At 66.4% G+C, this 21,234-nt stretch carries 19 protein-coding genes; 3 read left to right on the top strand and 16 right to left on the bottom strand.

Features of this window, described 5'->3' with window-relative positions:
• Positions 1-12 precede the first annotated feature (12 nt).
• The 15 genes from brxC to CyaNS01_RS07530 all read right to left on the bottom strand — a co-directional run bounded on the left by brxC (position 13) and on the right by CyaNS01_RS07530 (position 14,381).
• The gene (brxC, locus tag CyaNS01_RS07595; protein ID WP_186696561.1) at positions 13-3,507 is read right to left on the bottom strand and encodes a BREX system P-loop protein BrxC; all 3,495 of its coding nucleotides are present in this window, start codon (positions 3,505-3,507) and stop codon (positions 13-15) included.
• On the bottom strand, positions 3,504-4,121 hold the full coding sequence (locus tag CyaNS01_RS07590) for a DUF1788 domain-containing protein (RefSeq protein WP_186696560.1): 618 nt from the start codon (positions 4,119-4,121) through the stop codon (positions 3,504-3,506). Before CyaNS01_RS07590 ends, brxC begins: the two co-directional genes overlap by 4 nt.
• Positions 4,118-4,807, bottom strand: coding sequence for a BrxA family protein (locus CyaNS01_RS07585; RefSeq protein ID WP_186696559.1), 690 nt, complete (start codon positions 4,805-4,807; stop codon positions 4,118-4,120). The genes CyaNS01_RS07590 and CyaNS01_RS07585 overlap by 4 nt, the downstream gene beginning before the upstream one ends.
• A gap of 223 nt (positions 4,808-5,030) precedes the next feature.
• Entirely contained in the window at positions 5,031-5,387 is a 357-nt protein-coding gene (locus tag CyaNS01_RS14550) for a zincin-like metallopeptidase domain-containing protein (protein ID WP_255459991.1), read from the bottom strand.
• A 331-nt stretch (positions 5,388-5,718) separates the two neighbouring features.
• The gene (locus CyaNS01_RS14545) at positions 5,719-5,898 is read right to left on the bottom strand and encodes an ArdC family protein (protein ID WP_255459990.1); all 180 of its coding nucleotides are present in this window, start codon (positions 5,896-5,898) and stop codon (positions 5,719-5,721) included.
• 285 nt (positions 5,899-6,183) lie between these two features.
• Positions 6,184-6,933 carry an RES family NAD+ phosphorylase gene (locus CyaNS01_RS07575; RefSeq protein ID WP_186696558.1) on the bottom strand — a complete coding sequence of 250 codons (750 nt, stop codon included), beginning with the start codon at positions 6,931-6,933 and terminating at the stop codon, positions 6,184-6,186.
• A gap of 5 nt (positions 6,934-6,938) precedes the next feature.
• Positions 6,939-7,325, bottom strand: a complete 387-nt coding sequence (locus tag CyaNS01_RS07570; protein ID WP_186696557.1) for an MbcA/ParS/Xre antitoxin family protein — start codon at positions 7,323-7,325, stop codon at positions 6,939-6,941.
• A 72-nt stretch (positions 7,326-7,397) separates the two neighbouring features.
• A protein-coding gene (locus CyaNS01_RS07565) for an IS3 family transposase (protein ID WP_370561479.1) occupies positions 7,398-8,512 on the bottom strand; the annotation gives its coding sequence in 2 pieces (ribosomal slippage) (positions 7,398-8,251 and positions 8,251-8,512; 1,116 coding nt in all).
• Between the two features lie 554 nt (positions 8,513-9,066).
• Positions 9,067-9,285 (bottom strand): hypothetical protein, encoded by a 219-nt coding sequence (locus CyaNS01_RS07560; protein ID WP_186696555.1) that lies wholly within the window; start codon positions 9,283-9,285, stop codon positions 9,067-9,069.
• Positions 9,275-9,448, bottom strand: a complete 174-nt coding sequence (locus CyaNS01_RS07555) for a metallothionein (RefSeq protein WP_225875923.1) — start codon at positions 9,446-9,448, stop codon at positions 9,275-9,277. The genes CyaNS01_RS07560 and CyaNS01_RS07555 overlap by 11 nt, the downstream gene beginning before the upstream one ends.
• Positions 9,449-9,569: 121 nt before the next feature.
• Positions 9,570-10,424, bottom strand: a complete 855-nt coding sequence (locus CyaNS01_RS07550) for a metal ABC transporter permease (protein WP_370561478.1) — start codon at positions 10,422-10,424, stop codon at positions 9,570-9,572.
• The gene (locus tag CyaNS01_RS07545; protein WP_186696553.1) at positions 10,417-11,226 is read right to left on the bottom strand and encodes a metal ABC transporter ATP-binding protein; all 810 of its coding nucleotides are present in this window, start codon (positions 11,224-11,226) and stop codon (positions 10,417-10,419) included. Before CyaNS01_RS07545 ends, CyaNS01_RS07550 begins: the two co-directional genes overlap by 8 nt.
• The gene (locus CyaNS01_RS07540) at positions 11,223-12,194 is read right to left on the bottom strand and encodes a metal ABC transporter substrate-binding protein (protein WP_186696552.1); all 972 of its coding nucleotides are present in this window, start codon (positions 12,192-12,194) and stop codon (positions 11,223-11,225) included. Before CyaNS01_RS07540 ends, CyaNS01_RS07545 begins: the two co-directional genes overlap by 4 nt.
• 96 nt (positions 12,195-12,290) lie before the next feature.
• Positions 12,291-13,391 (bottom strand): WD40 repeat domain-containing protein, encoded by a 1,101-nt coding sequence (locus CyaNS01_RS07535; protein WP_186696551.1) that lies wholly within the window; start codon positions 13,389-13,391, stop codon positions 12,291-12,293.
• Between the two features lie 6 nt (positions 13,392-13,397).
• Positions 13,398-14,381 (bottom strand): GTP-binding protein, encoded by a 984-nt coding sequence (locus CyaNS01_RS07530; RefSeq protein WP_186696550.1) that lies wholly within the window; start codon positions 14,379-14,381, stop codon positions 13,398-13,400.
• 103 nt (positions 14,382-14,484) lie between these two features.
• Here CyaNS01_RS07530 and CyaNS01_RS07525 point away from each other — a divergent pair, with 103 nt between their 5' ends.
• The gene (locus CyaNS01_RS07525) at positions 14,485-15,705 is read left to right on the top strand and encodes an FAD/NAD(P)-binding protein (RefSeq protein WP_222934171.1); all 1,221 of its coding nucleotides are present in this window, start codon (positions 14,485-14,487) and stop codon (positions 15,703-15,705) included.
• A gap of 16 nt (positions 15,706-15,721) precedes the next feature.
• Complete coding sequence (locus CyaNS01_RS07520) at positions 15,722-16,609, top strand: NAD-dependent epimerase/dehydratase family protein (RefSeq protein ID WP_225875557.1); 888 nt, start codon at positions 15,722-15,724, stop codon at positions 16,607-16,609.
• Between the two features lie 85 nt (positions 16,610-16,694).
• On the opposite strand, the gene clpB is transcribed toward CyaNS01_RS07520, so the two are convergent.
• Positions 16,695-19,358, bottom strand: coding sequence for an ATP-dependent chaperone ClpB (gene clpB / locus CyaNS01_RS07515; protein ID WP_186696548.1), 2,664 nt, complete (start codon positions 19,356-19,358; stop codon positions 16,695-16,697).
• Between the two features lie 467 nt (positions 19,359-19,825).
• On the opposite strand from clpB, the gene istA reads away from it, so the two are divergent.
• Positions 19,826-21,202 carry an IS21 family transposase gene (gene istA / locus CyaNS01_RS07510; protein ID WP_222934170.1) on the top strand — a complete coding sequence of 459 codons (1,377 nt, stop codon included), beginning with the start codon at positions 19,826-19,828 and terminating at the stop codon, positions 21,200-21,202.
• Positions 21,203-21,234: the final 32 nt, after the last annotated feature.

Genomic DNA, 21,234 nt, shown 5'->3' with positions numbered 1-21,234 from the left:
AGGCGGTGCGAATCACAGGCTGATCCGATGGCCCCGGTCCAGCTCGGCCTGAGCCGCCGCGCGCAGCGCGCCGAGCCACTGCTCCAGCTCCGCGCTGGTGGTGATCTGGCTCAGGGGGCATTGCACTGCCAACCCAGAAGCCGGCACCACGGTGACCAAATGGGTTGGGCTGTCTGCCGGTGCCGCCAGGGCCGCGATCCGCTGCAGCTGCTTCGGCACATCCTCCTGGCGGTAGCGACTCAGGCGCAGGCGCACCCGGCCGGGTTGGGCGGCGGCCTTCACATCCGCCTTCGCCCTGGTGGTGGTTTCGAGCACCTGGGCCTGTTGCTTTGCCGCCAGCTGCCGGAACGCCGCATCCGCCCGGAACTTCGCCTCCTGCTCCTCGATCTGGCCCACCGCCTCGGCCTGCAGCTGCTGCAGGCGTTGCTCCAGCTCGTTTTGAAGCTGGGTCATCGCCTCCGCGGCCTGGGGGAGTAATCCGCCGCTGTAGGGCGCCTCGCTCTGCAGCACGGCGCTGAGCCGTTGCACCAGCTCGACCGGCAAGTCCGGGAACTCATCGCTGTAGCGGGTGGCGAAGACCTTCACCTGGTCGTACACCGTTTTCTGGTTGCCCTTCAGGAACTGCTTGATCGGCGTGAGCAGGTCTTCCTCGGCATCGAGCCACTCGTTCTTGAAGGTGCTGAGTTGGTTGAGCAGAAAGCCGTCGTCTTTCTTGCTTAACTCCTCCGCTTTCTGCACCCATGGAGCCACAGCCGCCGTGAAGGGATAGGTCTCCGCCTTGCTGGCGATGGCAGCCAGGTCCCTGGCCTCGGCCGCCATCGCGGTGCGGAACGCCTCGCCCGTTGTCCGCGCATCGGTGCCGCTGTTCTGCACACCAAACAGCTCCTGGTGGAAACGCTTGAGGGCATTCACCGCACTGGCGTCAAACTGCTCCTGTTTGCGCACCCTCACCCCAGGCAGCCGGCGGCTGTTGGTGAGGGCGTCGATCACCCCCGTGCTGCTCAGCAGTTCCTTTTCCCGCAGCTCCAGCTTCCCGAGCCGGTACAGCCGCGCCACAAAGGTGAGCGTGGCCCAGGGGCCCCAACCGTAGGGGCGGGCCTCGAAGCGGTTCACCAGATCAGCGGCGGTGAGCTGCTCGCCCAGCTTCTGCTGCCGCTCCACCTCCACCAGCACCTCCTGCTCGGCCTCCGAAAGCTGCAGGTCCATCCCGTCGAGCAGATCGTCCTGCTCCTCCACCACCTTGGCCACGGTGGCTTCGCTGAAGCTGCCGTGGATCATCTTGAGGTTGGGGTAGGCCGAGCGGATCAGCTCCTGGTAGGCCTTGCTGAAGCGGGTTGTGGGCTCTCCCTCCCCCATCGAGAGGGTCTGGCCGTTGAGCACCAGCGTGGCCTTGCGCAGCGAGTCGGCTGCAAGCTGGATGATCTCCTGCTGCCGAGCGCTGTTCTGCTTGGCGCGGATCGAGAGGATCGCGTTCAGTGTTTCATCCTCGCCGCCGCTGTTCTGGCGGATGTAGAGATCCGTCTTCAGCCAGGTGCGGATCAGATCGGTGAGGCGGCCCTTGGCCGGCAGGATCGCCATCAGCTCCGTGCCACCGAAGTTGCGGCTGTGAAGCACCGCTTCCTGGCCGTAGTGCTGATGCTCCGGCGTGATCAGATTCACCGCCACATCGTTCTCTTTGCCCTTGATCAGGCCGTCGTCGATCTTCTGGGCAAAGGGGTAGTCGTTGCCGTTCTCCTCGAAGCGGATCTTGCTGGTGCGGAGCACATCACTGAACACGGTGCCGTGCAGCCTGCCAATCACCTGGGAGTCGGCCACCTCGGTGCGCTTGATCTCCTGCTCCACATCCTTTTCCTTGTCGGTGAGGAACTCATACACCTCACCGCTGCGCTGCAGGTACGACTGCGCCTCCAGGTTGATCAGAGCATCCTTCACGTCCTGCTCGTGGGCGCGGATGTCGAAATCCAGCTCGCTGATCAGCAGGATCGAGATGTTGCGCGGGGTGCTCTTGAACTGGGGCACCCACTTGAGCAGGAACAGGGCCTTGAGGATCCGCAACTCCAGCGGACCCACCTGGTTCTGGGCCAGCACCATCGTCTGCTGCTTGTCGGCGCGGATCACATCGCGGATGCCGTCATACAGCTGATCGAAACTGGCCAGCCTGCCCACCGGCAGTTCCTTGATCGCCTTGGCCACCTCCTGGAACACCGAGAGCATCGAGCGCTCCCCCACCGCCATGTTGCGGCCTTCGAACACGTTGTGGGAGGCCAGGCTCTGGATCGCCTGCTGGAACAGACTCAGCTGGTAGGGATGGAAGGGATAGAGGCCGCAGAAGCTCTGGCAATCACTCCAGCCCTTGAGGTGAATGGAGTTGTCGCCGAAGCGGAACAGGGTGGCGAAGTTGTCTTTTTCTCGCTCGTAGATGTCGATCAGCTGCTCCGGTTCCTCCGGCGTTTTGGCCAGCAGCCGGCGCTGGATCACCTCCTGCACGTCGGCGCTGGCCAGGGTGAGCTTGGTCTTGAAGCGGCCCTGAATCTTGCTCAGATCATCCGCCTGCTCAAACTTCACCTGGCCCAGAATCCCTTCCAGATCGGCCTGGGAGGTGATGAACACCGAGGCACGCCCATCGGTGGCGGTGGCCAGGCTTTCCACCACCGTCTGCAGATTCAGCAGCCGACTTCGTTCCTGACCGATGAACTGTCCCGCCTCATCCACAAAGAAGTTGAGCCGGAAGCCGGGGGGTTGGCCTTCGAGATAGTCCTTCACGCGGGAGGCAAAGCCCTCGATCGAGAGGCGGTAGCTGTCCTTGGCGTCATTGATCACCTTGGCGGCATCGTCCTCGCTGCCCCCGAACAGGTCGGCGTAGGCCTTGGCAAACGAACGCTTCGTCACCGTCGCCACGGCATCCCGGTCGTTCTCCCAGCTCCGTCCATTGATGCGCTGGTACGTCTCCTTGAAGTCCTGAAACCGCCCACGCTTGTCGAGGTCGTGCTCGAACTGGGCCACATAGCCCTGGTTGCCGTAGTAGCCCTGCAGCTCGTTGAGCACCTTCATGAACACCTCGAGGATCGGTGCCTCGTGGTTGCCGCCGATGCCGTCGAACTTCTGGTCGATGTTGAACAGCAGGCTGCGTGCCGGCATGGCGGCGGCCTTCTTGAGGTCGGCGCGGGTGATCTCATCCTCGACCTTCGGCAGCAGGATCTCCGCTGGCCTAAGCCCCTGGGCTCCGATGCGCTTGTCGCCATCGAGTATCAGCGAGAGCATCTTCAAAAGGTGCGACTTGCCCGATCCGAAGAACCCCGAAATCCACACCCCATTGGCGGTGGGGTTGTGCAGGTAGGTGTCGGTGAAGGCGCCCAGCCCCTTGCTCACCTCCCGGGTGACCACGTATTCCTCCAGCTCCACCTCCAGGTGGCGCTCGTCATCGGCCTTGATCACGCCTTCGATCGGCCGATCGACGGGCTTGGCAAAGAGCTCGCGGATGGTGCGGTGAGCAGCGGTGGCAGTCATGCGCTCTGGATGTCGTAGTAGTCGAGGTTGGTGGCGCGGTAATGCGGGTTTTCGATCCTGCTGGTGGCACTGGTGCCGAACAGCCGCAGGTAGGAGCCCCCATCGGCATCCTGCGAATACTCGCCGGGGAAGAAGATCACCACCGGGTGACGCACCATCGCCGGTTGGAGCGCTTCCAGGATCGTGTGGGTTCGCAGGAATGGGTAGACGCGCCCTGATCCGGTGATCAGGCTGATCTGGCAGTCGGCCCCCAGTTCCGCCATCAGCCGGGGCACCAGGGCCGTGGTGGGATCCGCCACGTTCTGGAGTGTGTCGAACAGATCGCCCTTGCTCCAACTGGCCTCCTCCTCAAGCACCACGTCCAGGTAGCCCTTCTCCTCGAGCAGGTTCAGCACCAGCTCGAACAGGTCCACCTGCTTCACCCGCAGACCCTGCTGACGCAGGTACTGGTCCACACCCTTCACCACCAGCCGTAGCTGGTCCTCCTCGGCAGGGTCGTAGGTCTGGATGAAGATCGGCACTTCCTTGGCCACACCCCGCATCGCCAGGAACTCCGGGCGCGTCAGGATCTGGCGGAGGCGCTGATCCAGGCCAGCAGTGGAGCCCTTAGTCATGGGGCAGCCCTCCTGTTGGCGGTGCGGCGGGTACCGGAGGCTCCAGCCCGATTCGGAGCTTCAACCAGAAAGCCCTTCAGCCAGAGCGGGTCGTCCTCGCTCACCCGTTGCAGGGCCTCCGGGTTGAGCAGCGCGCGTTGCACCGTTCCCAGGCTGCTGCCCTTGCCCGCCTTTCCTGCCAGCAATCCCGCGTCACGAAGCATGTGCAGGAGGGTGGAGCGGATCTTCTGCTCCGACGTGGGCGACACCTTGGCCAGTTCGGGGTGGATGCGTTCCTGCATCTCATAGAACGCCACCATGTCCGAGCGGCGTAGCACCGGATCCATCCCCGCCAGCTTCTCGGCCAGCACGTTCTGCACCACATCAAAGGCCAGCTGGATCCGCTTGAGGGCCGCCAGCCAGGCCATGGCCGTGCGGTCGTCGCTCGACCCCGTGGCCAGCAGCTCCAGCTGCGCTGGGGTGAGGGTCTGAAGCCGCTGCCGCAATTCCGACTCCAGCCGCTTGGCCGTGCTGGCGGATCGCGCCTGCAGGGCATTGCGCTCCAGCACGGCGGCCTTGGTGCGCTTCCAGTCGCCCTGCTCCTTGTGGATGCCAGCGATCACGGCGGCGAGCTCTGGCCGCAGGCTGGCGGCGGTGAAGCTCAGGCAGTAGCGGCTTGACCTTGAAGCCGCGCTCGCCAACGTCACCACCAGGCACCTCTGGCCTGATCCTGGCATCGCCAGGGCAACCACCTCATCGAACAAGTCAAGCTCCCCATTGCTTTTTCGCGCCCACGCAAGCTATGGGCGTTCAACGGAAATTGCTCAGGGTTTCCTGCGAAGTACCAGATACCTGCTGCCAGCAGTCATGGCCACCATCTGCTGTTGATGCTCAACCTCAGCTGGATGGGGCGCTGGAAGGCTTGCCACCTCAGTCCGCACTTACCCCAGCGGAATCATCGCGGGAGGCTTCAGGACAGATCAGATCCGCCGCCTGCCGCGCCTCGCTGAGCACCTGGAAGAGCACCTTGGGTGATTCCTTGAGCAGCTCGATCCAGTGGCCCAGATAGGCGGCATGGCCCTCGATCTCGCTACCGATCTCCAGCCGATCACCCAGCAGCACTGCTCCTAATTCGGCGACCAGCTCCTCAGGGGCATAGCGCCGCTTGCCAAAGGCACCGCCCAGATCCCTCTTCAGGCGGGATTCATGGCCGGTGGAGTGGATCTGCTCATGGGCCCAGGTGGCATAGAACGCGGCGGATGAGTGGAAGCTGGCGTGATCGGGCAACTGGATTCGATCGATCGCGGGCAGATAGCAGGCGCGGTTCCCCCAAAGCTGACCGGTACCGGCCAGGCGCCCAGCACGGCTTCTGCCGCATCAAGGCGCTCGGGCTCCGGCTTGCGCTCCACGCCCTCTGCTGCCTGGCGGGCTTCCACCAGGCCGGGGAGTGCACGCCCTCCAGACCATCGGCATTGAAGACCGCCACTGGCCGGTAGCTGGCCCAGCTGCGCAGAGTGACCTCGCCGCCTTCGCTGGGCTCCTCGCGGCTGTGCAGCTGGGGCCGCAGGATGTGGAACGCCTTACTGCCCTTGCGGGGGAAGATGCCGAGCCTTTTGGCCTAGGCAAAGCCGCACCAGAACGGCAGAGCCGAAGCCCGGATGTTCATGCCGAGGGTGAGCAGGATCGGATAGGCGCCGCGGTAGCGATGGCCCGAGAGCAGGTTGACGTGGTGGCCGCCGCCGGTGCCATCCCAGGGCCGCCGCCAGGGGGCGCAGCCGGCCTCCAGCAGCTCGATCAAGGAGGCGACGACCTTTTCTTCTGCTGTGGGGCCAGCGAAGGATTTGCGAGAGCGGGACTTGGACGCGGCCATGGCCGGCAAAGCGCGGGACGCCAGAGTCGTGCCCCGCGATGGCAAGGGCGGCGGCTGTCGCCGAGCCGCACGCTTCAGCCCTTGCCCGTGGGGCGACCATGAGGAAGCCCGCGCGACGCACCCTTCCTGGCAACAGCTGTTTTTGGCTGGGGTTGGGCATGAAGCGTCAGGACCGAGAGCACCTGACTGAACAGACCCAAACAGTGGTTGCCCTCAGGCTGCGGCCTGCGGCAGTTCCCCCTCCACCAGGAACAGCTCCCGGGGGAAGCGATGCACCGTCCCATCGTCATGACTCAGGAAGGACGCGTGATCGCCGTTGACCTCGCCGGTGATCTCCACCTGATCAAAAGGCGTGGAGACCAGTGCCGCCGGCGTGAACACCCCCACCTGGACAAGCGACTCACTGGTGCGGGCGCTCAGGTACTCAAACGCCTCGAGTCCCACCTCCCTCATCCAAGTCCCCAGCCTTTGGGTGGGTCCGTCGTGCAGTGGGTCCCGTAGGGCGGCCTGAGCGGCGGCGTCAGCCACAACCTGAAGCTGCAGGCCTCGGCTGGTTTGAAGCAACACCGAGAACAGGGTCTGCCGGCGACGGATCGGTGCCTTGGGGGGGTCGCTGAATCCTTCCCAGAACAGCAGCGCGTCGTACGCCCCCTCCACCAACGAACCGATGCGCGTGCGGGAGCCATAGAACATCCCCCGATTCTCTCGACCCCCGAAGCGGGAGCCATGCCGCAGCGGCGGGTAGCGGAACGCGGTGGTGAGCAGCGGATGGCTGGTTGCAGGCGCCGGCAGGGAGGGCATCGGCGGCTTGCTGCTTTCCACCAGGGCCTCCAGCCGCGCCAGCTGGTCCAGGTCATCCACCAGGGGTCCAAGCGAATCGATGCCCTGCTGCTGCACAAGCCGCAGCACCGTTCCCGCCAAGGGGACCTCCGCTGCGGCCTGCACGATGGCGAGCAGATCCATCGCCGTCAGATTCGGGCGCGCATGGCATCGAGGTAGTGCACGATCTCCACCAGATCCTCGGTTCGCTGCACCTGTTCAGCCGGCACGCCGCCGGTGTGGCGGTTGGCTGTGTGAAACCAGTGGCGCATCTGCTCGCGGTCATTGCCCACCAGCACCGCCAAGCTCCGGTAAAGACGCACCACCAACAGGGCCAGCTCACCGGTCTTGGAGGCCGGCTCGATGCCCTTGCCCCGGGCAAAGAGAGAGCGATCGCGACCCAGCACCCGCGCCAGGGCCGAGCGGCTCAGGTCCAGCTCATCTGAGGCCCGCAGCACCGCCTGGATCAGCAGCTGGGCATCCGTGAACGGAGCCGTTGATGCGGCGAGCGGGGGCGAGCGATCAACAACGGCCATCAACCTGATGCATTTGCATCATGACGTGACCCCCTTTATCGGTCCAGGGCTTATGAGAGTGGGTGGTTGTGGTCATGCTGCAGCTCCCTGTTGAGCTGCCTCCAGGGGCGTACGCCCCTGGAGGGCCGAGTGCGGCCTGAGTGAGTTGTACTCCCAGCGCCAACGATCGGCCAGGATCTGCGCCTCGGGGGCTGTTGTGAACAGCTCGGTGTTGAGGAACTCATCCCGGAACCGGCCGTTGAACGACTCGGCGAATCCGTTCTCCCACGGGGATCCTGGCTCGATGTAGGCCGTGCTGGTAGTGCTGCTGGCCTCGCACCAGTCCCGTAGGGCCTGGGCAATGAACTCCGGCCCGTTGTCCGATCGGATGTACGCCGGTGCTGGGTAGAGGCTGGTGAGTTCCTCCAGCACGGCCACCACGTCCTTGGCCTTGCAGCGCCTGCCGACCCGGATCGCCAGGCAGAGGCGGCTGTGCTCATCGATCACGTTCAGGAACTTGAGCCTGCGCCCATCAGCGGTGGCGTCGAACTGGAAGTCCATGGCCCACACCTGGTGGGGATGCTCAGCCCGATGACGCCGCACCGAGCCGTCCGCGGGCCGTGCCCGCTTTCGCTTCCTGGGAGTGGGCCGCTGCAGCCCCTCCTCGCGCCAGAGCCGTTGCACCCGTTTGTGGTTCACGGTCCAGCCCTCCCGCCGCAGCAGGCGGTAGGCCATCCGGCGGCCCCAACGGATGTGGTCCGCGGCGATCTCGCGGAGACGCTGCCGGAGCTTGGCCTCCTCGATCGAGACGACCTTGCCGCCATGGCGCTGGGTGCTGCGGTGCTGGCCCACCACTCGGCAGGCCAGGCGTTCAGAGGCCCGGTAACGCTCCTGCAGGACCGTGACGGCCCTGCGGCGACGCTCCGGGCTCAGAAGTTTCCCTCGGCGAGGTCCTTGAGCATGGCCTTCTCCAACTCTGCTTCCGCCAAAAGCTTCTTGAGCCGGGCGTTCTCCTTCTCCAGCTGGGTCAGCCGTCTGGCCTCCTCGGCCTGCATGCCCCCGTACTGCTGCCTCCAGCGGTGGTAGGTCGGTTGCGTGACCTCGATGACGCGGCAGACGTCGGCGACGGTTTTTCCCTGGGCGATCAACTGCTCGGCCGTCTTGAGCTTGCGGATGATCTGCTCGGCTGTGTGCCTGGTGCGTTTCATGGTCGAGTCCCCGGCCCAGTTTGGCCGGCTGAAGACTCTCATTCACCCTGGACCGGTTTCCGGGGTCCACATCAATCAAATATAGCCAGTATGAGTGGGAATCAGCAGTGAAATGGCCAAGGGCGTGTCCTGCTCACAGCAGCGGGTCGTCCACCAGGGGCTCCTCGAGGGCGCGTCCGGGCGCGTAACGGTGCCATCACGATTGGCCCCGGCATGAATGATCTCCTCCTCGCCAGCGGGGTATGCAAGGGGTGGCCGCCGCCCAGCGGCTTGGCCGACTGGCACAGCCCTTGCCCTGCCAGGAACCATGGGTAGGTTGCCGCTGGCCGCAAGGGCTTCATCCAGGAGATCGATCCCTTCACTCTTTGGGCCTCTTCAACCGCGGCATCACCGATGCCCAGCGCCAGTGATCGGCCCGCGGACAGCCGGTGGGGGGTGGGGTTCACCGCCGTCCTCCAGATGGCATCCCTCGCCTCCCCTTCCCGCCAGCAGCCTGCTCCTGCAACATCACCTGCATGATCGGTTGCGGCTGGTGCCTGAGGTGAAGCAGAGGTTCAGGCCTCGTTCAGCAGGCTCAGCGCCTCCATCACCTGGAGTCGGATGCCGCCCAGAGGGGTCCAGGCCCGCACCGCGTCTTCTCTGCTCCGGTAGGGGCGCCAGTCGTCCTCAGCGATGCGGCGTTGCAGATGGGCCGCCACGCGCTGAGCGACGGCCACATCGCTGCGCCTTGCTAATCGCAGCATTTCCCCCCCGATCACCACTTCAGCAGGCATGGCATTCGCAGCCACAGCCGGCGTGGCAGGGCTCACCGTTGGGGTGCCCCATGGCGCAGGCGTCGCTGCAGAACAGCAAGGCGCCGCTGCGGAAGGGCGTCTCCGGTTTCACCGTGCAGTTGCACCCAGGACAGGCGCAGTTCAACGCGGTTGGTCTCCCCATGGTTGTGGTCATGGCCTCTGCTTGGTCAGCTCATCTGCACCCACTCTGGCGCCGGCGGCGCTGCGCTGGATCGGCCAGTGGCCACAACCAGGGCAGCGCGAGGGAGTCAGTCGCGAGGGAGTCAGATCGGTGCGGGCTCGGCTGCTGCTGAAGGCCGGCGACGCATCGGACTGAACAGCAGCGCCAGGGCAAAACCGGTGAACTGAACGATCACCACGCAAGGCCCTGAGGGCAGGTTGGCGAGGCCTGACAGAAGCAGCCCGATCAGCGCACATCCCCCGCCTAGGATCGCTGAGACGATCATGTAGGTCGGGAAACGGCGGCTCAGAAGCCGGCCGGCACAGGCAGGAATGACCACGAAGGCGCTGATCAGCAGCACCCCCACCGCCTTGATGGACACGGCCACCACCACCGCCAGCAAGACGATGAAGGCCAGGCGGTGCCAGTGGGCGCGAACCCCGAACGCCCCGGCCAGGTCGTTGCTGAGGGTGAGCAGCACCTGGGCCCGCAGACTCAGGCTGAGATAGACCAACGCGCCGAGCAGGAGTGTGCCGATGACGGCCAGATCCAACCAGCCGATCCCGAGGATGTCGCCGAACAGCAGCTGCTGGATTCCGCCCCGGTAGGTGTCCACCAGGCTGAGAGCCACCACGGCGAAGGCCAGGGATGTGGAGTAAACGATGTTGAGCAGGGCATCAGCCGGCAGCTGGCTGCGTTGCACCAGCTGGTTGATCAGCAGTGCAAAGATCACCGCAAAGGGAATCAGCACCAGGGTTGGGTTGACCCCCAGCAGAATGCCGATGCTGATGCCGAGCAGGGCCGAGTGCCCCAGGGCATCACTGAAGAAGGAGAGCTGACGCAACACGGCAAAGCTGCCCAGCAGCCCGCCCAGGCTGCCCGTGAGCAGGCCGCCCAGCATGGCCCGCTGCATGAAGGGCTGGGCGATAACCCCAAGCAGTGCCGAGGGATCAGCCAAGCCTGCCCAGCTCCTTCCGATTGCAGGCGTGACTGTGCTGATAAGGCACCACATTCGGGCCATAGAGCTCAGCCAGCCGAGCCGGACTCAGGGCATGGTCAGGAGCCCCGCTGCAGCGCAGTCGACGGTTCAGACAGAGCACCTGGTCACAGGTGCGTCGCACCATGTCGAGATCGTGCGACACCTGGAGAACGGTCCAGCCTTCCTGGCGGCGCAGCTCCAGCAGCAGCTGATAGAACTGCTCGCAGGCAAGCCCATCAAGACCCGCCTGGGCTTCGTCGAGCACCAGCAGCTGCCGGGGCCGCACGACACAAAACGCCAGCAGCACCCTTTTCAGTTCACCGCCCGAAAGCTCACTCAGCAGACGCTCACCCAGCTCGCTGCATCCGGTGCGCTCCAGGGCCCGCCTCACCGCCTCCCGGCGGCGTCGGCCGCCAGTCCAGGCCAGGCTCAAGCCGGGGGAATCGCAGCCGAAGCCCACGAATTCCGCCACGCTGAGCGGAAACCGCCCTTGCAGGGCGAGGGTCTGCGGCAGATAGGCAACCTGGGCCCGAATCGAGCGGGGCAGCTCCCCTGCCGGCCCCAGGGCGTGGCCGAGGATCCGCACGGTGCCCGCCTGCCTGGGCAGCAAGCCCAGCAGGGCGGCCACCAACGTGCTCTTGCCTGCTCCATTGGGACCAACCAGGGCTGTGTCCGTTTCCCTGGCCAGCTGAAAGTCCACAGCATCCACAGCCAGAGCCCCAGCACGCTGGACGGTCAGGCCCCGCACCTCGAGCACCACTGGGGACACGGGGGCGCTCATTGGCTGAAGGCCTGTCGCAGGTTGGTTGCGTTGCCGCGCATCACGTTGAAGTACGTGCCGGGGTCAAGGGCAGCTTGCTCGCTGGAGGTTTCCATCGGGTCAAACACGCTGATCCGCACCCCCAGATCTTTGGCCAGGGCGTTGAAGGAGCGGTCTCCTTCCTGGGGTTCAGAGAGCAGTGCCCGCAGCTGGGTCTGTTCCACGATCTCGCTCACGCGTTGCAGGTCAGCGGGGGAGGGGTTCATCTCGGGCACATCCACCAGATACTCTGCCTTCAGGCCATAGCGCTCCGCAAAGTAGGGCGCGAAATCGTGGAAGGCCACGAAGGTTTTCCCCTCGAAGGGCTTGAGCTGGCTGGCGATCTCGGTGTTGAGGCCCTTCAGCTCTTCAGTGTAGGCCTCTGCGTTGCGGCGATAACCCTCTGCGCAACTGGGGTCGGCCTTCACGAGGCCGTCGCGAATCGTCTCCACCTGCTGCACGGCCCGCAGTGGATCCAGCCAGATGTGGGGGTTCACCTCACCGTGGGCGTGGCCGTGTCCATGCTCCTCCGCGTGGTCAGCCTCGTTGTGGTCGTGCTCCTCCTGGGACGCGATCGTGGTGACCCCCTGGCTTGAATCGATCACGACCAGGTCGGGGTTTTCGGCGGAAGCCACGAGCTTGTCGAGAAAGCTCTCCATTTCCAGACCGTTCTTCACCAGCACCTGGGCCTCCCGCAGGGAAGCCAGATCCCCAGGCTTGGCCTGAAAATCGTGGGGGCTGCTGCTGGGGGGGATCAGCGCATTGACTTCGGCGCAATCCCCCGCCACAGCACGGGTGAACAGCGTGATCGGCAGGAAGGTGGTGACCACCTTCAGCCCCGGCTCGCCGCTCTCGGAATCGGCGGTTTGCTGTGGGGCTCCACAGGCCACAAGCAGGAGAGCTAATCCCAGCAGGCCCGAGCGCCGCAGACAGGACAACAGAACGCTCATCTGGATGGATTGAGAACCATTCTCACCCTACAGGAGATGGTGGGGCCTCTTCGGTGCCGCCAGCCAGGCCGTGTCACCGCCGCGCCGGGGCTGCTCCTAGCCGAAACCGGCTCCGCCCGAGCGGCGTTCCCGCTCCCTGCCAGGCCCGGCAACAGGCCACAGCCACCAGCGGCCCTGGTCGCCGCCGGCCGCCAGGTGCAGCCCATCCGGCCGCCAGGCCAGAGCCTGGAACCCCTGGCCTTCGCCTTCAAGGGGTTGCAGCAGGCGGCCCCGGCTGTCCCAGAGAGCCACGCTGCCATCGGCGGACGCGCTGGCCAGCAGGGGGCGGCCGGGTGCGAAGGCCAGGGCCTGGACCTTGCGTTGATGCCACAGCAGGGGCTCGGGCTTCCAGCCCTGTTCGCCTCGATCGCGCTGCTGCCACAGCACCACCGTGTCGGCAGAAGCCACCGCCAGGGCCGGTGCCAGTCGCCCGGGCTGATCGCTCCAGGCCAGCGCCCTCACCTTGGCCGGGAAGCCGCTGAATTGCCAGGGCCGACCTTGGCCCGCTTCAGGCCAGAGCAGCAGCGAGCGATCCATCTGGCCACTGGCCAGCAGGTCAACGAACGGCGCGTAGGCCAGCACCAGGCCCACCGAGCCGGTGGGGGCGCGCAGGGGCTGGGCTCCCGGAGCTGCATCGGGTTGCCAGAGAGCCACCTCGCCCTGGCAACTGGCGGCCAGTTGTCTGCCGTCGGCGCTCCAGGCCAGGGCCTGGACTGTGCCCGGCAGATCCAGGCGATCCGGGCGCCACTGGCGCACGGCCCCATCCCAGAGGCGCACCTGGCGGCCAGCGGCCACAGCCAGCACCAGGCCGTGGGGTTGCCAGGCCGCCGCATCGAGCCAACCGGCCCCCAGTGGCATCGGCTCCAGAGCCATGGGCCGGATGCCGCTGCCGCCCAGCTCCCAGAGCAGCAGCTCTCCCGCCTGGCCCACTGCCATCAGGAACTGGTCATCGGCACTGAAGCCGATCGCATCGAGACTGCTGTCGCGATCCCCCCGCAGCTGCTCTTCACAACCGGCGCCAAAATCGAGCAGCACCAGTTCACCACCGGCGCTCGCGATGGCAAGGAACGCGCCATCGCTCGACCAGCTCAGGCAGGTGATCGCCTGCTGCAGCTCGCCGCAGAGTCGCTCACACACCAGAGCCGCAGGTGTTGCCATCGCCGCTCAGGCCACGCAGGCGTGGAAGCCAGAGCGCAAGGCTTCCGGATCAAGGTTGCGGCCGATGATCACAAACTGCGTTGCGCGCTGCTCGCCGTCGTGCCAGGCACGGTCGAAATCGCCGTCCAGAAGCATGTGTACCGACTGGAACACATAGCGCCTGCCCTCTCCCTTGAGCTGGATGATTCCCTTCATCCGAAACAGATCGGGACCCCGCTCGGCCACCAGATCCGCCAGCCAGCTCCCCAGCCTGTCCAGATCCATGGGCCGCTCCTCCGCCAGCGCCAGCGAACCCACGGCGGCGTCGTGTTCGTGCTCGTGCTCTTCCACCAGGAAGCCAGGATCAAGGCTGAGAGCCCGTTCCAGCTCAAAGGCTTCCACCCCGAGAATCTGCTCCATGGGCACAGCGGCGCCGGTGGCCGTGAGCAGCCTGGCCACCGGGTTGATCGCCCGGATCCGCTGCTCGATCGAACGACGCTCGCTCTCGTCCACCAGGTCGCTCTTGTTGAGCAGCAGCACATCGGCAAAGGCCAGCTGCTCCTGCACCTCCTCCGCCTCCCAGTGCTGGAGCACGTGCTTGAGATCCACCAGGGTGACCACCGCATCGAGCCTGAGCTCATCGCGTAGGTCCTCATCCACAAAGAACGTCTGAATCACCGGGGCCGGATCGGCCAGGCCAGTGGTTTCAATCACCAGGTGATCAAAGCGATCACGGCGCTTCATCAGGTTGCCGATGATGCGGATCAGATCGCCACGAACAGTGCAGCAGATGCAGCCATTGTTCATCTCGAAGATCTCTTCATCGGCGTTGACCACCAACTGGTTGTCGATGCCCACTTCGCCGAACTCGTTGACGATCACGGCCACCTTCAGGCCGTGTTCATGGGTGAGGATGCGGTTCAGCAAGGTGGTTTTGCCGGCACCGAGGTAGCCGGTGAGCACCGTGACCGGCAGGCGCTGGGAGGCGGGAACCGCACTGGAGAAGGCCATGGCAGGGGCAGGAAGCCGAAGCCTCTGGTGTGAGAATGGTTGTCATTCTAGTAAGAGCACCAGCTCCGGCCGGCCCGCATGGATCGTTCTCAAACCGCTCGTGTTGTCCACCTCAATCCCTCGCCGGGGGCTGGCGATGGCTGAGCTGCTGATCGCTGGAGCCGGCCCCCAGGCCCTGGCGCTCAGCTGCCAGCTGCTGCAGAAGCGGCCCCAGTGGCGCCGCCATCTGCGCGTGGTGGATCCCACCGGTGCCTGGATGGTGCGCTGGCAGCGGCAGATGCAGGCCTACGAGATTCCCTGGCTGCGGTCTCCCTCCCCCCATCACCCCCACCCCAATCCCCATGCCCTGCGCCGCTATGCCCAGGATCAGCAGCGCATGCGGGAGCTGGAAGGGCCCTACGGCCTCCCCCACACAGGCCTGTTTGCCGACTTCTGCCGCGGCGTCGTTCAGGAGTTTCAGCTGGCTGAGCGGGTGCAGGCGGCGTCAGTAGCCCAGATCCAGCTGGGTCCGGCTCGTCCTGCCTCGCTGCAGGTGACCCTCAGCGATGGGGCGCTGATCCAACCGCGCCGACTGGTGCTGGCCACGGGAATGGGTGAGCCCGTGCTGCCCAGCTGGGTGACGCGCATCGCTTCGCCCTATCCGGCCGAGGCCCTGCAACACAGCCAGACGCTTGATCTGGCCACGTGCCATGGGTTGCTGGCCCAGCACATCCTGATCGTGGGTGCTGGGCTCACCAGCGCCCACCTTGCCCTCGGCGCGCTCAGGCGAGGTGCCCAGGTCACGATGCTCTGCCGGCGGACGCTCCGGAGCAGGCCGTTTGATGCGGACCCGGGCTGGCTGGGCCCGAAGTATCTCAAGGCATTTCACGCCGAAGCCTGTTGGCGTCGACGCCACAGGCAAGTGGTGGCGGCGCGTGACGGCGGCTCGATCACGCCCCTGTTGGCTGCTCAACTCGATCAGATGCGCCGCCGGGGCCGCCTGCAGCTTCACGAGCAGGGCCAGGTGCAGTCGGCCTGCTGGCAGGTGGGCGGCTGGCAGGTTGACTGCCTTGATGGCTGCCGGCATCGGGCCGATCGCCTCTGGCTGGCGACGGGCCACCGTCAGGGCGTCAGCCAGCATCCGCTGCTGCGCCAGCTGCTGGATCAGAAGCCCATTGAGCTGATCAACGACTTCCCTGTGCTGACCAGCGACTTGCGCTGGCCCGGCACCAACGTGCACCTGATGGGAGGTCTGAGCGCGTTGCAGCTCGGCCCCGCCGCCCGCAACCTGTTCGGGGGGCTGGAAGCTGCAAAACGCATCGCTCGGGCAGCCGTGAAGGCCTGAGCACAGGTTCCGGCTGATGGATCGAGGGTCGCTCGTAGGGTCACCACAGCGGCAGAGCGGTGTGCGCATCAGCATCATTGGCTGCGGCTGGTTGGGCACAGCCCTGGCCGGCGTCTGGCAGGCCCGCGGCCAGCATGAGTTGCTGGTCACCACCACCCGCCCCGAGCGCCTGGCCGAGCTTCAGGCCCTGGGTCTGCAGGCACGGCTGCTCCGGGGCGGTGACACCGCCGCGATGGCCGACGCCCTGGCGGAGGCGGAGGTGGTCGTGCTCACCCTGGCGCCCGGGGGCGATCGCCAGGTGGATGCGGACGCCTACGCCTCCACCTACCTCCCCACCTGCCGCTCCCTGCTGGAGCTGCTGCCGCAGCTGCCCCTGCTGCGCCAGATCATCTACACGAGCAGCTGCGGCGTCTATGGCGATGCGGGGGGCGACTGGATCGACGAATCCACGCCGCCCCAGCCCCGCGATGACCATGCCGCGGTGCTGCTGCAGACCGAGGCGTTGCTGGGGCAGACCGCCCAGCCGGTGGCCCTGCTGCGCCTCGGCGCCCTGCACGGTCCAGGCCGGGAGCTGGCCCCACGGCTGGCCAGGCTTGCGGGCAGCCGCCGGCCCGGGGATGGCAGCACCTGGAGCAACTGGATCCACCGCGACGATGCCGTGGCCGCCATCGACCGGGTGCTGGAGAGCGGCTTCAGCGGCACGCTCAACGTGGTGGATGGCCAGCCGGTCACCCTGCGTCAGCTGATGGATCGGGTCTGCTCCAGCCAGGGGCTGGAGCCTGTGCAGTGGACCGGCGGCTCCGAACAGACCCCGGCCGCGAACCGGCGCATTCGCAACACGGGCCTGCTGGCCCTGGGCGTGCCGAAGCCACGTAACGTTGCGGGCCCAACGGCCCAGGCATGAGCTTCCGCTATCTCGATCGGGTCGCCAGCGCCGAGTCGATCCAGCAGTTTCTCGATCTGGCTGACCTGGCCCTGGCCGCCTGAGCTCAGACCAGCAACGGCAGCTGGGCCGGCTCGCTCTGCTGGAAGCGCAGACGGCCCTCAGCAGCCTCGCTGGCATCGGTGGTCACGTCCACCACGATGCTGTGGCCCGGCGTGAACCGGCCCGCCAGGATGCCCTTGGCGATCGGGGTTTCCAGTTCGCGCTGGATCGCCCGCTTCAGCGGCCTGGCGCCGTAGACGGGGTCGTAGCCCACCCCGGCCAGCCAGTCGAGCGCGTCGGCGTTGAGCTGCAGCCCCAGCTTGCGCTCCTCCAGGCGGCGCTCCAGCCGCTGCACCTGCAGTTCCACGATCTCGCGCAGCTCCTCCTGGCGCAGGCTGTGGAAGATGATCGTTTCATCGAGGCGGTTGAGGAACTCGGGGCGGAAGTGGGCCCGCAACGCCTCATTCACCCGCTTCTCCATCTCGCCGTGGCGGGCCGGGTCGCCGGCCAGATCCAGGATCGAGGCGCTGCCGATGTTGCTGGTGAGGATCAACACCGTGTTGGTGAAGTCCACCGTGCGGCCCTGGCCATCGGTGACGCGGCCGTCATCGAGGATCTGCAGCATCACGTTGAACACGTCGGGGTGGGCCTTCTCCACCTCGTCGAACAGGATCACGGCGTAGGGGCGCCGCCGCACGGCCTCGGTGAGCTGGCCGCCCTCCTCGTAGCCCACATAGCCGGGAGGGGCGCCGATCAGGCGGCTCACAGCGTGTTTCTCCATGTACTCGCTCATGTCGATGCGCACCATGGCGTCGTCGGCATCAAAGAGCTGGGAGGCCAGGGCCTTGGAGAGCTCCGTTTTGCCCACGCCGGTGGGGCCGAGGAAGAGGAAGGAGGCAATCGGCCGGTTCGGGTCGCTGAGGCCGGCGCGGGAGCGCTGGATGGCATCGGCCACGGCGGTCACGGCCTGGGCCTGGCCGATCACCCGGGTGTGGAGTTCGTCCTCCAGGTGCAGCAGCTTCTCCATCTCGCTCTGCACCAGCTTGCTCACCGGGATCCCTGTCCACTTGGCGATCACCTCGGCGATGTCCTCTTCGGTGACCTCCTCGCGCAGCAGGGTTTTTTCGGTGCTGCCCTCAGCACCATCCGGGCCGCTGCCGCCGCTGAGCTCGGCCTCCTTGCTGGCCAGCTTGCGGTGCAGGTCGGCCAGGGTGCCGTACTCGAGCTCGGCCGCTTTGTTGAGGTCGTACTGGCGCTTGGCCTGCTCCACCTGCAGCTGCACCTGTTCGATCTCCTCCTTGAGCGCACCGAGGGACTCGATCGCTCCCTTCTCGGCCTGCCACTGGGCATTGAGGCCGCTCTGCTGCTCCCGCAGTTCGGCGAGCTCCCGCTCCAGCCGCTCCAGCCGCTCCTTGCTGGCGGCGTCGGATTCGCGGCCCAGGGAGAGTTTTTCCATCTCCAGCTGCAGGATGCGGCGATCGAGTTCGTCGATCTCCTCGGGCTTGGAGGTGATCTCCATCTTCAGCCGCGCCGCCGATTCATCCACCAGGTCGATGGCCTTGTCGGGCAGGAAGCGGTCGGCGATGTAGCGGCTGCTCAGCACGGCGGCGGCCACCAGGGCATTGTCGGCGATGCGCACGCCGTGGTGCACCTCGTAGCGCTCCTTGAGGCCGCGCAGGATCGAAATCGTGTCTTCCACGGTGGGCTGATCCACGAACACCTGCTGGAAGCGGCGCTCCAGGGCCGGATCCTTCTCGATGTGCTGACGGTGCTCATCGAGGGTGGTGGCGCCGATGCAGCGCAGCTCGCCGCGGGCCAGCATCGGCTTGAGCAGGTTGCTGGCGTCCATCGAGCCGCCGGTGGCGCCGGCCCCCACCACGGTGTGGATCTCATCGATGAACAGCACGATCTGCCCCTCGGAGGAGGTGACCTCCTTGAGCACGGCCTTGAGCCGCTCCTCGAACTCGCCGCGGTACTTGGCACCGGCGATCAGGGCGCCCATGTCCAGCGACACCAGCTGACGGTTCTGCAGGGCCTGGGGCACATCGCCGTTGACGATGCGCTGGGCCAACCCCTCCACGATCGCGGTTTTGCCCACGCCGGGTTCGCCGATCAGCACCGGGTTGTTCTTGGTGCGGCGGCTGAGGATCTGGATCGTGCGGCGGATCTCCTCGTCGCGCCCGATCACCGGATCGAGCTTGCCCTCGCGGGCGGCGGCGGTGAGGTCGCGGCCGTACTTCTCCAGGGATTCGTAGGTGCCCTCGGGGTTCTGGTCGGTCACGTTCTGGCTGCCCCGCACCGCCTGCACAGCCTCCTTGAGTTTGTCGGCGCTGGTGCCGGCCTGGGCGAGCAGTTGCTTGCCGCAGCGGTCGTCGATCGCCAGAGCCAGCAGCAGATGCTCGATGGCGATGTAGCTGTCGCCATAGGTCTGCTTGAGCTGCTCGGCCTGGTCGAGCACGGCGTTGAGCCCCTTGCCGAGGTACACGTTGTCGGGCGGGGCGCTGAGGCTGGGCTGGGCGCTGATGTGGGCCTCCACCTTCTGGCTGAGGCTGCCCACATCCACGCCGGCTTTTTCGAGGATGCGGCCGGCCAGCCCCTGCTGAGCCAGCAGAGCCGAGAAGAGGTGCTCGCTCTCCATCTGCTGCTGGCGCTTCTGCACGGCCAGCTGCTGGGCGGCCACCACGGCGCCCCAGGCCTTTTCGGTGAACAGTTCTGCGGTGGGATGCATGGACGACTCTCCCTGTGATCTTGCGTTGTGATCACGCTATGCACGGCGGTAGCGGTTGAAACCCCTGGGAGCCGAACCGATCGGTACGGCGCTCCGGCAGCTGGAGGGATCTCCGTCGCTCACGGGTGGGGAAGCCGTCCCCCGGGCACCTCCAGCAGCAGTGGCCTCAGGGAGGCTGGCCGTTGGGCCAGGGCCAGGGTTGGCCTGCGAGGCCCATCAGTGATTGCTTCAACCCTGGCTGCAGAGCGGCCCGCGGCAGGTTTCTGACCATCTCCCAGGGTGCCGGTGCCTGGCTCAGCAGCCATGCCCTGGCCAGGGACGGGTACCGCTTCTCAGGCGGGGGCGGCGACGCCTGGCGTGGCGGTTACCGGGGAGAGCATCCGCTCTGTCAGGCGACAGCGAAAACTGGTCCAGATGCGACACGAAATCTGGCCCCCCTCTGCGAGCCACTGACCAGGCCCAGCGCCATGACCGCGGTGCTGTCACCTCTGGAGCAGAGCTCCCGGGATGCGGCGTTGGAAACACCAGAGGATGTCCAGATGATCCTTGGCCTCACCGCAGCTGGGTGTGGCCGCAGGCGGATCGCCAAGGAGCTGGGCTGCTCGCCTGAAACCGTCCGTAAGTACCGGCGGCAGGGAGGCTGGGAGGCCTACGGCAAACCCCGGCGGATCGGCGTTCTCGATGGTCAGTGCGACTGGCTCAGGGAGCGGTTCCTTGCCCACAAAGGCAATGCCGATGTGGTGCGCCAGGAGCTGGCCAGCGAGAAGGGCATCGCCGTGTCACTGCGCACCGTGGAGCGGGCGGTGGGGCAGTGGCGGCAGGAGCTGCGGGCTGCAGTGCTGGCGACAGTCCGGTTTGAGACGCCTCCCGGTAAGCAGCTGCAGGCCGATTTCGGTGAGACCTACAGCTGCATCGCCGGCGAGAGGGTCAAGGTGCACCTGTGCGTGCTGACCCTGGGCTACTCGCGGCGGCTGGTGGTGCGGGCCTACCGGCATGAGCGCCAGGCCAACTGGTTACTCACCATGGAGGAGGCCTTCCGCCACTGGCGGGGCGTGCCGGCCGAAGTGTTGTTCGACAACGCCCGTGCCCTGGTCAAGGAGCACGATCCGTCTTGCCAGGTGCTGGTGTTCAACGAACGGCTCGATGCCTTTGCCCGCTACTGGGGATTCCTTCCCAAAGCCTGCCGGCCCTACCGGGCCAGGACCAAGGGAAAGGACGAGCGCGGCGTCGGCTACGTCAAGACGAATGCGGTGGCCGGCCGGGAGTTCGCCAGCTGGCAGGCGCTGGAAGCGCACCTGGAGCACTGGAGCCGGGAGGTGGCCGACGTTCGCATCCACGGAACGACCGGTGAACAGCCGCTGGTGCGTTTCCAGCGGGAGGAGGCAACTGCCCTGCAGCCGTTGCCCCATAAGCCGTCGTTCCTGGCGGAGCGGGAGCTGGTGCGGGTGGTCCACAACGACGCCTGCGTCGAGGTGGAGGGCAACTGGTACAGCGTCCCCTGGAAGCTGCTCAAGCAGCGGGTGAGTGTTCTGCTGCGGGATCAGCAAGTGCTGATCCGCTATGGCGGCCGTGTCGTCGCCCGACATGAGCGCGTGGTGGCCAATCGGCGCCATCGCTCCGTGCTGCGGGGGCACTGGGATGGTCTGGTGCCAGCGCCGCAGCAGGACTTGGCCGAACGGTCACTGCCCTCAGCCGATGGCGCCAGCTGCGTTGGGTCCGCCTCAGCCGCGTCCCCACCCTGTAGGGGCGGAACGCGGCGGCGGACCGGCGTGATGCGCAGCTCAGAACTGGCCCGCTCACTGGCGGTCTATGCCGCCGAGGTGGGCGAGGAGGTGGCGGCATGAGCCTCGCCAAAACCGGTCAACCAGATCGTCGC

This window comes from Cyanobium sp. NS01 (assembly GCF_014280235.1).
Lineage (GTDB): Bacteria > Cyanobacteriota > Cyanobacteriia > PCC-6307 > Cyanobiaceae > NIES-981.
This window is presented reverse-complemented; position numbering and strand designations above follow the sequence as displayed.

Bases quoted from the DNA above. Each gene is read 5' to 3' on its own strand.
- brxC (WP_186696561.1), bottom strand. From the start codon at position 3,507: ATGACTGCCACCGCTGCTCACCGCACCATCCGCGAGCTCTTTGCCAAG.
- CyaNS01_RS07590 (WP_186696560.1), bottom strand. From the start codon at position 4,121: ATGACTAAGGGCTCCACTGCTGGCCTGGATCAGCGCCTCCGCCAGATC.
- CyaNS01_RS07575 (WP_186696558.1), bottom strand. From the start codon at position 6,933: ATGGATCTGCTCGCCATCGTGCAGGCCGCAGCGGAGGTCCCCTTGGCG.
- CyaNS01_RS07570 (WP_186696557.1), bottom strand. From the start codon at position 7,325: ATGGCCGTTGTTGATCGCTCGCCCCCGCTCGCCGCATCAACGGCTCCG.
- CyaNS01_RS07560 (WP_186696555.1), bottom strand. From the start codon at position 9,285: ATGCCTGCTGAAGTGGTGATCGGGGGGGAAATGCTGCGATTAGCAAGG.
- CyaNS01_RS07555 (WP_225875923.1), bottom strand. From the start codon at position 9,448: ATGGGGAGACCAACCGCGTTGAACTGCGCCTGTCCTGGGTGCAACTGC.
- CyaNS01_RS07545 (WP_186696553.1), bottom strand. From the start codon at position 11,226: ATGAGCGCCCCCGTGTCCCCAGTGGTGCTCGAGGTGCGGGGCCTGACC.
- CyaNS01_RS07540 (WP_186696552.1), bottom strand. From the start codon at position 12,194: ATGAGCGTTCTGTTGTCCTGTCTGCGGCGCTCGGGCCTGCTGGGATTA.
- CyaNS01_RS07535 (WP_186696551.1), bottom strand. From the start codon at position 13,391: ATGGCAACACCTGCGGCTCTGGTGTGTGAGCGACTCTGCGGCGAGCTG.
- CyaNS01_RS07530 (WP_186696550.1), bottom strand. From the start codon at position 14,381: ATGGCCTTCTCCAGTGCGGTTCCCGCCTCCCAGCGCCTGCCGGTCACG.
- CyaNS01_RS07520 (WP_225875557.1), top strand. From the start codon at position 15,722: ATGGATCGAGGGTCGCTCGTAGGGTCACCACAGCGGCAGAGCGGTGTG.
- clpB (WP_186696548.1), bottom strand. From the start codon at position 19,358: ATGCATCCCACCGCAGAACTGTTCACCGAAAAGGCCTGGGGCGCCGTG.
- istA (WP_222934170.1), top strand. From the start codon at position 19,826: ATGACCGCGGTGCTGTCACCTCTGGAGCAGAGCTCCCGGGATGCGGCG.